Consider the following 10,550-nt stretch of genomic DNA (forward strand, 5'->3'; position numbering starts at 1 on the left):
ATCGTCGCTCCCGCCGCCAACGGCGAAGGGACGAAGAACTGGCCTCTTTGATTCTCTGGACATCATGGTGACCCAACGTTCTGTCAGCGTCATTGCCACCGTACTCAACGAAGGCGACGCCATTCGTCGTTTACTCGACAGCCTTCTGACGCAAACCCACCCGGCCGACGAAATCATTGTTGTGGACGGCGGTTCGCAAGACAACACCGTTGCCAACCTGCGCGCCTACCAGGATCGCCTGCCGTTGCGCATCCTGGTAGAACCGGGCTGCAACATCAGCCAGGGTCGCAACCGCGCCATTGCGACGGCCCAGCATGAGATCATCGCGGCCACCGACGCCGGCGTGTGGCTCGAACCAGGGTGGCTGGCGGCGCTGCTGGCGCCCTTTCAACAGCCTGGGGCGACTGCGGAGGTCGTCGCAGGTTTCTTTCAGCCTGATGCGACTACCCCATTCGAAATCGCCATGGGCGCCACCGTTCTTCCGGCGCTGGCCGACATTGATCCGGCCGTCTTCTTACCGTCCAGCCGTTCCGTGGCTTTTACGCGCGCAGCCTGGCAGCGCGCCGGCGGCTATCCCGAATGGCTCGACTATTGCGAAGACCTGGTTTTTGACTTCCGCCTGCGTGACGTGGCCGGCCCTTTTGCCTGGGCGCCAGGGGCCATTGCCCACTTCCGACCGCGCAGCTCACTCAGCGCGTTCTTCACGCAGTATTACCGCTACGCGCGCGGGGATGGCAAGGCCGATCTATGGCGCCGGCGCCACGCCATTCGCTACGCCATTTACCTGATTGTCCTGCCGCTGCTGCTTGGTCATGCCTTCAGAGGACGCCGCGCGCGCGCCGTCGGCTGGTTGGGCCTGCTGCTCGGCTTGGCGGCGTACAACCGGCGTCCCTGGCAACGCCTGGGCGCCATATGGGAACCACTCACCTGGCCTCAGCGTCTGTTGACCCTGGGCCTGGCCCCGGTGATTCGGGTTGTGGGGGATGCAGCGAAAATGATCGGCTATCCCGTCGGCGTCTGGTGGCGCTGGCGCAGAAGGCGCTTGTGACGCGCAGCCGTGGACGCGAATCTCGCCTGCGTGGGCAAAGGTTTTGACCGCCCTCCCACCCCGTGCTAGAATCGCAAGTGAACGAGGAACTATGCTCGATCTAGCCATCATCATCGTCAACTACAACACCTGTGCCTTGCTGCGCGACTGTCTAAGCTCGGTCTTTGCCAGTCAGGGCGATTTTTCCTATCGGGTGTACGTGGTTGACAACGCGTCGGCCGATGGCAGTGTGGAAATGGTGCGCCGCGAGTTTCCCCAGGTAGACCTGATCGCCAGCCCGGTGAACGGCGGTTATCCCTACGGCAACAACGTCGGTCTGCGCCGCGCAGGGTTCGACGACCAAACGCCGGGCAGCACGCCCCGCTTCGCACTCCTGCTCAATCCTGACACGGTCGTGCCTCCCACGGCCCTGCGAGACATGCTGGCTTTTTGCCAAGCGCGCCCTGACTGCGGTGTGGCTGGGCCAAAACTGATACGACCAGACGGCAGCCTGGACCTGGCTTGCCGTCGTTCGTTCCCCACGCCCGCCGTATCGTTCTATCGCATGGTGGGCCTTAGCAAACTCTTCCCGCACAGCCCGCGCTTTGGCCGCTACAACCTGACCTACCTTAGCCCTGATGTGCAAATCGAGCTTGATTCCGTCGTGGGCGCATTTATGCTGGTGCGCGGCGAAGCCATTCGCCAAGTCGGCCTGCTGGATGAGACCTTTTTTATGTACGGCGAAGATCTCGATTGGGCGTTTCGCATCAAAGCCGCGGGCTGGAAGGTGTGGTATAACCCCGCCGTGACCGTGCTGCACTACAAAGAAGCAGCCAGCCAGCACAGTGACAAAGCGCGCTACGAGTTCTACCGGGCCATGGCCATTTTCTACCGCAAGCACTACGCCGCGCAAACCCCCTGGCCTGTGCATCTCCTGGTGCTGGGGGGCATTTCGCTGCGCGGCGCATTGGCGATGACAAGTCGCAAATTGAAAGCCTGGCGGCTGAGCCGCCCAAAACCCGCCATCGTCTAGGAGTCTCATGAAGCGCAATCAGTTCGTGCAGGTCATGGTCTTGATCGCGATGGACATTGTTATGACCACGCTGGCCTTTCTGCTGGCCTATCGCCTGCGTGTGGTCACCGCAGGTGACAGCGTCGGCCCGCTGGGCAATTTCCTGCCCATCCTTCCCTTGCAGGTTGGCAGCGCGCTGATCGTTTTCCTCATGCAGCGACTCTACTACCGGCGCCACAACACGCCTTACCTGGACGAGTTCTATGCCCTTTTCGGCGCCGTCTCCATCGCCACCCTGATGAGCGTGGCCTTCACATCGCTGCTGTTTCGTGACCAGGTTGACTATCATCGCTGGATGATGATTTATCTCTGGGCGTTGACGCTGATCCTGGTGACGTTTGGCCGCCTCCTGGTTGCGCGCGGCTTTCGCATGTTGCAGGCGCGCGGCATTGGCGAGGACCGGATCCTTTTGATCGGCACGGGCGACGTGGGGCGCATGATTCTGCAGCGGATTCGGCACAGCCCCAACCTGGGCTATCGCATCGTAGGCGTCGTAGACTCCAACGGCAATACCGCCGCGCTGGACGATGCACCGTTCTTGGGCACGCCGGCCGATATTCCGCAGATCATCGAAGACCAACGCGTCGACGAGGTAATCGTGGCGCTGCCTGAAGCCAGCCACCAGGAAATCCTGGGCATCATCTCGATGTGTGAGCGCGAAAAAGTGGGCATTCGCGTCTTCCCGGATGTTTTCCAGATCATGGCCAACGAGGTCAGCATCAGCGACTTTGGCGGTCTGCCGCTGCTCACGGTGCGCGATGTGGCCCTGCGCGGATGGAAGCTGGCGCTCAAGCGCATGGTGGACATTGTCGGCGCCTGCCTGGCTCTTCTCTTGGCCTCGCCGATCATGATGCTGACGGCGCTGCTCATCAAATTGGAATCGCCTGGCCCGGTGTTTTATGTGCAGGAACGCATGGGATTGGACGCCAAGCCTTTCCCCATGCTCAAATTTCGCTCGATGCGCGCGGATGCGGAGAGCAACGGCCCGGGGTGGACGGTGAAGAATGACCCACGGCGCACGCGCTTTGGGGCGCTGATCCGCCGCATCTCGTTCGATGAGCTGCCGCAGTTCATCAACGTGCTCGTCGGCGATATGAGCCTGGTAGGTCCGCGACCAGAACGGCCGGTGTACGTGGAACAGTTCCGCCAACGCATCCCGCGTTACATGGATCGTCATCGCGAAAAGGCCGGCATCACCGGCTGGGCGCAAGTCAACGGCCTGCGCGGCGACACCTCCGTGGTCGAACGCACCAAATACGACGTCTGGTATATCGAGAACTGGTCCCTGGCCCTGGACTTCAAGATCATTATCCAGACCATCCTCAACGCGGCGCGCCGCAACAACAATGCATATTAGCGAACGGCGTCTTTGCTGGCAACACCAGGCAATGCTATAATCGGCCTTGCATCAATAGTCATCTTTTTTTCACACGAGAACAAATCATGTCCCTGACGTTGCAAGATGTCGAACACATTGCCGAGCTCGCGAAGCTGGGCCTGAGCGCCGAAGAAAAAGAACGCTACCGCACCCAGTTGTCCTCCATTCTGGATTACGCCCAACGGCTACAACGCCTCCCCACCGACGACATCGAGGCCACGGCCACCGTGCTGCCGCTCACGAACGTCTGGCGGACTGACGAAGTGCAGCCCTGCCTTCCCACCGCGGACGCGCTGGCCAATGCGCCTGACGCCGAAGACAATCATTTCCGCGTGCGCGCGGTGCTGGAAGAAGAGTGATGGCCGTGAATCTGTCTCGACTTACTATTCATGAAGCGCATGATCGGCTGCAGCGCGGCGAACTGACTTCGTTGGCGCTCACCCAGGCGCTGCTCGATCGCATTCTGGCTGTTGACAACGACTTGCAGGCTTTCCTGACCATTCTGCCTGAAATGGCGCTGGAAATGGCGGCGGCGGCGGATCAGCGCCGGGAGCAGGGTGATGACCATCCGCTGCTCGGCATTCCCCTCGCGCTCAAAGATGTGCTGTGCCTGGAAGGGGTGCGCACCACCTGCGGTTCGCGCATTCTGGAGGATTTCATTCCGCCCTACACCGCCACCTCGGTGGCGCGCCTCGAAGCCGCCGGCGCGATCTTCCTGGGCAAGACCAACACCGATGAATTTGCCATGGGCTCTTCCACCGAGAACTCGGCCTTCTGCACGACACACAACCCATGGGACTTGACGCGCGTGCCCGGCGGCTCCAGCGGCGGCAGCGCCGCGGCGGTCGCGGCTGATCTGTGCCTGGGCGCGTTAGGCTCAGACACTGGCGGCAGTGTGCGCCAGCCAGCCTCCTTATGCGGCGTCGTCGGCATCAAGCCGAGCTATGGCCGTGTCAGCCGCTTTGGCCTGGTGGCCTTTGCCTCTTCCCTGGATCAGATCGGCGCCTTTGGCAAAGATGTCACCGACGCCGCGATTCTGTTGGAAACCATCGCCGGTTATGATCCCCGCGATTCGACCAGCATGCCCATTCCTGTGCCTGCCTATCGTCAGGCGCTAACCGGCGACGTGCGTGGGATGCGAATTGGCGTGCCCAAAGAATACTTCATCGAGGGCATCCAGGCGGAGACTGAACAGGCCGTGCGCGCCGCCATCGCGCGGTTGGCCGCGCTGGGCGCGGAAATCATTGACGTCAGCATGCCAAACACACCCGAGGCTCTACCAGTCTACTACCTGATTGCGCCGGCCGAGGCGTCGGCCAACCTGGCGCGCTACGATGGCGTTCGCTTCGGGCTTTCAGCCGGCGCGACCGATATCTGGGAGAACTACCGCCAGACGCGCGGCGCCGGCTTTGGGCCGGAGGTCAAGCGCCGCATCATGATTGGCGCCTATGCGCTCAGCGCCGGTTACTACGACGCCTACTACCTGCGTGCCCAAAAAGTGCGCACCTTGATTCGTCGTGACTTCGAGCGCGCGTTCGAGCAGGTGGACGTGATCGCCTGCCCCACCTCGCCGTTCACGGCGTTCAAGATCGGCGAAAAGGCCGATGATCCGCTGCAGATGTACCTGGCCGACGTGTTCACGCTTTCGCTCAACCTGGCTGGCAACTGCGGCCTTTCCATACCCTGCGGCTTCGACAGCAGCCATCTCCCGATCGGTCTGCAGCTGCTAGGCCCCGCCTTTGGCGAAGAGAAGATTTTGCGCGCGGCCCACGCTTATGAGCAGGCCACCACCTGGCATTTGCAGCATCCGCCGATTTGAAACGACGGCGGAACGAGGAGCAACGACTCTCATGAAAGTTGTCATTCCGCTGGCGGGATTCGGCACCCGCCTGCGCCCTCATACCTACACCAAACCCAAGCCGCTGCTGAACGTAGCCGGCAAGCCAGTCCTGGGACACATCCTGGATCAGCTCAAAGACATTGAGCTGGATGAGGTCATCTTCATTGTTGGTTACCTGGGCGACCAGATTCGGGAGTATGTAGAAACCAACTATCATTTCCCCTCACGCTATTTCGAACAGAAAGAGCTGCTCGGCCAGGCGCACGCGATCTGGTTGGCGCGCGAGGCCATCGAAGGGCCGATCCTCATCATCTTCGTGGACACCATCTTCGAGGCCAATCTGCTCGAAATCCCCCAGGTCCATGCCGATGGCATCCTGTATGTCAAAGAAGTGGCCGATCCGCGACGTTTTGGCGTGGCCGTGACCGACAGCGACGGCCTGGTGACGCAGTTGATCGAAAAGCCGGCTGGTTTTGATCAGCGCATGGCCGTGGTAGGCGTCTATCACCTGCGCGACGGCGCCTGGCTCAATCGCGCCATCGAGCAGTTGATGGCCGAAAACAGGCAGACAAAGGGTGAGTTCTACCTGGCCGACGCCTTCCAGGTGATGATCGAACAGGGCGCGCGCTTTGTCACGCGGCCCGTGGATGTCTGGGAAGACTGCGGCAAGCCAGAGACGGTGCTCCACACCAACCGTTACTTGCTGGAACACGGCGGCGCGCACGTGGGGCGCGCACGGATCGAGGACTCTACGATCATCCAGCCGGTCTACATTGCGGATAATGCCTGCATCAAAGGCTCCATCGTGGGGCCGTTTGCCACCATTGCGGCTGGCGCCTGTGTGCAAAACTCGCTCATTCGTGATTCGATCGTGGATGAAGACGCCATCATCGAAGACACGATGCTGTGCGAGTCGCTCATCGGTAAGGGCGCGCTGGTGCGCGGCCGTTTTCGCAAACTGAACGTGGGCGACTCATCCCAGGTGGATTTCAGCGCCCCCTAACGCAAGCTGCGCGCTTGCTCTGCAAACCGTTCGCAGGAGGATGGTCGTATGACAAACCGTATTTCCCAACGCGTCGCCAGTGTGCCGCCGTCTGGGATTCGGCGCTTTTTCGATATTGCCGCCACCATGCCCGACGTGATCTCGCTGGGCATCGGCGAGCCAGACTTTGTCACCCCGGATGTCATTCGCCGCGCCGGCATCGCATCGCTGCAGCGCGGTGAGACGCGCTACACCTCGAACTCCGGCACCATCGAGATGCGCAACGCCGTGGCCGCCAAACTGGCCGCGCTCTATGGCGTTCACTATGACCCGGAGACCGAACTGCTCATCACCGTGGGCGTGTCCGAGGCGCTCTACCTGGCAATGACCGCGATCCTCGACCCAGGCGATGAAGTCATCGTGCCGCAGCCCTGCTTCGTCGCCTACACGGCCGAGGTGACCTTTGCCGGCGGCATCCCCGTGCCGATCCCCACCTATGTCGAGACTCAGTTCCAGGTGACGGCGCAGCAGATCGAAGCCGCGATCACCCCGCGCACGAAAGCCCTGCTGATTGGCTACCCGAACAACCCCACGGGCGCGGTCATGAGCCATGCGCGCATGGCTGAAATCGCGGCCGTCGCGCAGAAGCACGACCTGATCGTTCTCTCCGATGAAATCTATGATCGGCTGGTTTACGGCGTGGAGCATACCTGCGTGCCAGCCTTGCCCGGCATGAAGGAGCGCACCATCCTGTTGGGCGGCCTGTCCAAGAACTATGCCATGACTGGCTGGCGCATCGGCTACACGGCCGCGCCCGCCGATCTGCTGGCCGCGATGCGCAAGGTGCATCAGTTCACGATCATGTCCGCACCCACCACGGGGCAAATGGCCGGTGTGACCGCGCTCTCCGATCCGAGCGCCGAAGAAGCCGTCCACGCGATGATCGCCAGCTATGATCGCCGCCGCCAATTGATCGTCAAGGGGCTGAATGAGATTGGCCTTGACTGCTTCGAACCCCAGGGGGCATTCTACGCTTTCCCCTCCGTGCAGAAGACCGGCATGAGCGACGAGGAGTTCGCCAATGGTCTGCTCCAAGAGGAACACGTGGCCGTGGTGCCGGGCAATGCCTTCGGCGTCGGCGGCGACGGCTATGTGCGCTGCTCCTATGCCACCGCCTATGAGAAGATCGAGCAGGCGTTGGAGAAGATGCATCGCTTCATGCAGCGGCATGGGTGAGGGGAGAGATCGGAGATCGGAGATCGGAGATCGGAGATCGGAGATCGGAGATCGGAGATCGGAGATCGGAGGCCCACGGGAAGTAGTGCGCTTCCCGTGGGCTTTGTATTTGTGGAATCAGCGCGTGAGAACGATGTCTTTGATCTGCAGAGCCGACGCGGGTTGGTTCTCGTCGAGGCTCACCCGAATCTCGTTTGGCCCCAGGCGCAGGAGCGAGCCAGGCGCCGTCCAGGCAGCCGTGGCCCATTGACCGCCGCTGTTTGCGGGCGGCGACGCTGGCGCGAGCTGCGTCCCGTTGACCCACACCGTGTAATCCCAGGCGCCGGTCTGCGCAACCTGCATCGTCAAGGTCCACGCTCGCGCACCGGGATCAGGCACATAGACCATTCCCTGCCATGCCCGGCCCGCGCCGTTCGGCGTTGAGAGATCGCCGCCCAGTTGGATGACCGCATCGGCCGCCAACACCTGGCGATAATCAGGCGTCAATGAACCGCTGCTGCGCGGCAAGCGCGGCGGCAGCAAGCCGTTTGCCTTCTGCAGCGCGGTGAAGACCGGCCGCGGTTCTCCGTTGGCCTCCAGCAGGCTGTAACCGCCCGCCTCAGGGTGTCCCTCGCCGCCCAGGTTCCACACCGCCAGCAGTTGCAGCCAGGGCCAGTCCACTGAGGCGCGACCAAAGGCGGCCGCCGTGTATTCGGCTTGTTGCCCAAGCGTCACCGCCTGGCCGCCAGCGCCCGCGGCGTCTTGCACCGTCCAGCCAAATTCCGTCACCCAGACCGGTTTCTTGCCATCGCCTGCCGCCTGCATCGCGTCGTGCAGATCGAGCACGCGCGCCAGGTTGAGGCCGTCATGGGCGCCGCGAGCATCGTCCGGCGGACGGCCAAAGCCGTAGGGGTGCGCGCCGAGCGCATCGAAATAGGGCGCAGCGCCGGCGGCGTACATCGCTTGCACGAAAAGCCGATCATCCAGCGCTGCGGCATCCTGCTGATTGGTCGAGGCCAGCCCGGCGCTGATGACGAGCGCGTCGGGATCGGCCGCCTTGATGGCCGCAAAGGCGGCTTTGAGCAGGGCCGCATACCCGACCGGGTCCGGCGGCTGTCCTCCCCAATTCACGGCCAGGTTTGGCTCGTTCCAGATGATGTAACCGGCCATGCGCCCCTGGTAACGCGCGGCCACCGCGCTGGCAAAGCGCGCGTAATCGCCCAGGTCCGCCGGCGGCGCGTTCAACGCGGCGCCGGCAGGGCTGGCCCAGGCAGGCGGCTGATCGAGCCGCACCACCAGGTCAAGGTTGTAGAAGGCGGCGCCGTTGACCACCTCATCCGGGGTTTGCCAGCGGTACTCGCCGCGCGCCGGCTCGATGTCGCGCCAGCTGAAGATCGCGACGGCGGTGTCGAAACCGGCCGCTTCGGCCAGGGCTAACGTGCGATCGCTGGCGGGCAGCAGATGAACCCCGCGGCGCAGCCGGGGCGCCGGGTTGCGCAGCACGGCCACACCAAAGCCCACCAGCACCAACAGGGCAAACAGCCAGGCCAACGGCGCTTGCTTGAACGTGCGACTGATTGTTTTGATGGTCATCCTCCGTCGGTCCCAGATTATGGACAAACAACTGGTCGCGACGATTATAGCCCAGATCGGCAGGCTGTCAACGAGCGATCGAATCAACTTCCAGTTCCGGCTGCGGCCGCTGACCTGTGCCCAGATTGAACCGGTGAACGCTTCGCGCGCGAGCGGGCGCTGCTGAAGAGCGTCCGCTCGCTAAGCGTTCAATGCATCCCTCGCGCTGGGCGATCTACTTCAGATTGGCGGCCAGGAAGCCCAGCACCACCTTCATGTTAGCGGCATCGCTGAACTGCGAACCACCGTGGCCAGCGCCTTCGAGGAAGGTCAGCGTAGCCTTGTCCGATCCGGCGGCTTTCAGCGCATCGTACAACAGTTGACCTTGCTGCGGCGGCACGTTGCAGTCTGCGGTGCCGTGCTGGATCAGGAAGGCCGGGGCTGCAGCCGATGCATAGGTGATTGGGTTGACGAGTTTGACCTTGTCGGGCACAGTTTGGATCGGCGCGCCGATCACCAGCGACTCGGGCGAATCGGCAGCGTCGTGGGTGGCAGGGCAAGAGGTGCCGGCGAACTGCTTGTCCATCTGCAGGAAATCGGTAGGGCCGAACCAATCCACCACGGCCTGCACGCAGCTCGATTGATTGGCGTTGCCCAAATCGGCCCCTTCCAGCGCCGCTGCGCCGCACGAAGTGCCCAACAACGCCACCAGGTTCCCGCCGGCTGACTGGCCGAAAGCGGCAAACCGCTGTGGGTCGAGTTTGTACTGGCCCGCGTTGGCGCGCAGGAAGCGCACCGCGGCCTTGACGTCTTGAATCTGTGCAGGAGCCAGGGCCTCGCCGCTCAGGCGATAGTCCACGCTGGCGACCGCGTAACCGGCGGCCAGGAACTCGTCGGCGCCGGCCGGATTGCTCTTATCACCCATCATGAAGCCGCCGCCGTGCACGTTGATGACCAACGGGAAGGGGCCGCTGCCTTCCGGCAGATACAGGTCGAGCTTCTGCGTCGCGGAGACCGAGGCATAGACCACATCCTTGAAGGTTGGCGTGGCCTTAACTTGCGTCATACCGCCGCCAGGCGCGCCGCGGCCAACCGGCGCGGCTGGCGCCGCACCTGCCGCTGTGGGCGTTGCGGCTGCCGTGGCCGGCGCTGTGGGCGTTGCGGCTGCCGTGGCCGGCGCGGCTGGCGCGGTGGCCGCGCAGCCGGCGATGATCCCGCTCACAAGCACGATCAGGACGCCGACGGCGAGTAATCTCAGCCCCGCGCGGCGGCGCTGGGTAGGGCGATTGATTTCAGAAGACATAGACATTTTTACGAACTCCTTTTTTGGTGTTGCCAGGCGGATCGCCTTGACGCTCACCATCGTAGCGGAAGAATCTCAAGAAATTCTCAAGATCGTTTGCACAGATTCTGAGGATTGCGCGACCGGCAGCCAGGCCTCCCGCCTGCAGCAATTCCCAATGT

Annotated in this window: 9 protein-coding genes; 7 read left to right on the top strand and 2 right to left on the bottom strand. The window is 62.8% G+C overall.

Annotation, left to right across the window (positions count from 1 at the left end; genetic code table 11):
* Positions 1 to 64: 64 nt before the first annotated feature.
* The 7 genes from ACPQ6D_RS20805 (at position 65) to ACPQ6D_RS20835 (ending at position 7,535) form a co-directional block, all read left to right on the top strand.
* Positions 65 to 1,048 carry a glycosyltransferase gene (locus ACPQ6D_RS20805; protein WP_423226271.1) on the top strand — a complete coding sequence of 328 codons (984 nt, stop codon included), beginning with the start codon at positions 65 to 67 and terminating at the stop codon, positions 1,046 to 1,048.
* Positions 1,049 to 1,139: 91 nt separating this feature from the next.
* Positions 1,140 to 2,060, top strand: coding sequence for a glycosyltransferase family 2 protein (locus ACPQ6D_RS20810; protein WP_423226272.1), 921 nt, complete (start codon positions 1,140 to 1,142; stop codon positions 2,058 to 2,060).
* 7 nt (positions 2,061 to 2,067) lie between these two features.
* On the top strand, positions 2,068 to 3,456 hold the full coding sequence (locus ACPQ6D_RS20815; RefSeq protein ID WP_423226273.1) for an undecaprenyl-phosphate glucose phosphotransferase: 1,389 nt from the start codon (positions 2,068 to 2,070) through the stop codon (positions 3,454 to 3,456).
* 86 nt (positions 3,457 to 3,542) lie between these two features.
* Positions 3,543 to 3,836: an Asp-tRNA(Asn)/Glu-tRNA(Gln) amidotransferase subunit GatC gene (gene gatC, locus ACPQ6D_RS20820; protein WP_423226274.1), complete on the top strand. Its 294-nt coding sequence runs from the start codon at positions 3,543 to 3,545 to the stop codon at positions 3,834 to 3,836.
* The gene (gatA, locus tag ACPQ6D_RS20825) at positions 3,836 to 5,296 is read left to right on the top strand and encodes an Asp-tRNA(Asn)/Glu-tRNA(Gln) amidotransferase subunit GatA (RefSeq protein ID WP_423226275.1); all 1,461 of its coding nucleotides are present in this window, start codon (positions 3,836 to 3,838) and stop codon (positions 5,294 to 5,296) included. The genes gatC and gatA overlap by 1 nt, the downstream gene beginning before the upstream one ends.
* A 31-nt stretch (positions 5,297 to 5,327) precedes the next feature.
* On the top strand, positions 5,328 to 6,320 hold the full coding sequence (locus ACPQ6D_RS20830) for a sugar phosphate nucleotidyltransferase (protein WP_423226276.1): 993 nt from the start codon (positions 5,328 to 5,330) through the stop codon (positions 6,318 to 6,320).
* Positions 6,321 to 6,368: 48 nt separating this feature from the next.
* Positions 6,369 to 7,535, top strand: coding sequence for an aminotransferase class I/II-fold pyridoxal phosphate-dependent enzyme (locus tag ACPQ6D_RS20835; RefSeq protein ID WP_423226277.1), 1,167 nt, complete (start codon positions 6,369 to 6,371; stop codon positions 7,533 to 7,535).
* A 117-nt stretch (positions 7,536 to 7,652) separates the two neighbouring features.
* Here ACPQ6D_RS20835 and ACPQ6D_RS20840 read toward each other — a convergent pair whose 3' ends face one another.
* Together ACPQ6D_RS20840 and ACPQ6D_RS20845 are read right to left on the bottom strand one after the other, a co-directional pair.
* Complete coding sequence (locus ACPQ6D_RS20840; RefSeq protein ID WP_423226278.1) at positions 7,653 to 9,107, bottom strand: glycoside hydrolase 5 family protein; 1,455 nt, start codon at positions 9,105 to 9,107, stop codon at positions 7,653 to 7,655.
* Positions 9,108 to 9,321: 214 nt separating this feature from the next.
* Positions 9,322 to 10,395: an alpha/beta hydrolase fold domain-containing protein gene (locus tag ACPQ6D_RS20845; protein ID WP_423226279.1), complete on the bottom strand. Its 1,074-nt coding sequence runs from the start codon at positions 10,393 to 10,395 to the stop codon at positions 9,322 to 9,324.
* Positions 10,396 to 10,550 lie beyond the last annotated feature (155 nt).

Origin of the sequence: Candidatus Amarolinea aalborgensis (assembly GCF_900491745.1) — a bacterium.
Classification (GTDB): domain Bacteria; phylum Chloroflexota; class Anaerolineae; order SSC4; family Amarolineaceae; genus Amarolinea; species Amarolinea aalborgensis.

Bases quoted from the DNA above. Each gene is read 5' to 3' on its own strand.
- ACPQ6D_RS20805 (WP_423226271.1), top strand. From the start codon at position 65: ATGGTGACCCAACGTTCTGTCAGCGTCATTGCCACCGTACTCAACGAA.
- ACPQ6D_RS20810 (WP_423226272.1), top strand. From the start codon at position 1,140: ATGCTCGATCTAGCCATCATCATCGTCAACTACAACACCTGTGCCTTG.
- gatC (WP_423226274.1), top strand. From the start codon at position 3,543: ATGTCCCTGACGTTGCAAGATGTCGAACACATTGCCGAGCTCGCGAAG.
- ACPQ6D_RS20840 (WP_423226278.1), bottom strand. From the start codon at position 9,107: ATGACCATCAAAACAATCAGTCGCACGTTCAAGCAAGCGCCGTTGGCC.
- ACPQ6D_RS20815 (WP_423226273.1), top strand. From the start codon at position 2,068: ATGAAGCGCAATCAGTTCGTGCAGGTCATGGTCTTGATCGCGATGGAC.
- ACPQ6D_RS20845 (WP_423226279.1), bottom strand. From the start codon at position 10,395: ATGTCTATGTCTTCTGAAATCAATCGCCCTACCCAGCGCCGCCGCGCG.
- ACPQ6D_RS20835 (WP_423226277.1), top strand. From the start codon at position 6,369: ATGACAAACCGTATTTCCCAACGCGTCGCCAGTGTGCCGCCGTCTGGG.
- gatA (WP_423226275.1), top strand. From the start codon at position 3,836: ATGGCCGTGAATCTGTCTCGACTTACTATTCATGAAGCGCATGATCGG.
- ACPQ6D_RS20830 (WP_423226276.1), top strand. From the start codon at position 5,328: ATGAAAGTTGTCATTCCGCTGGCGGGATTCGGCACCCGCCTGCGCCCT.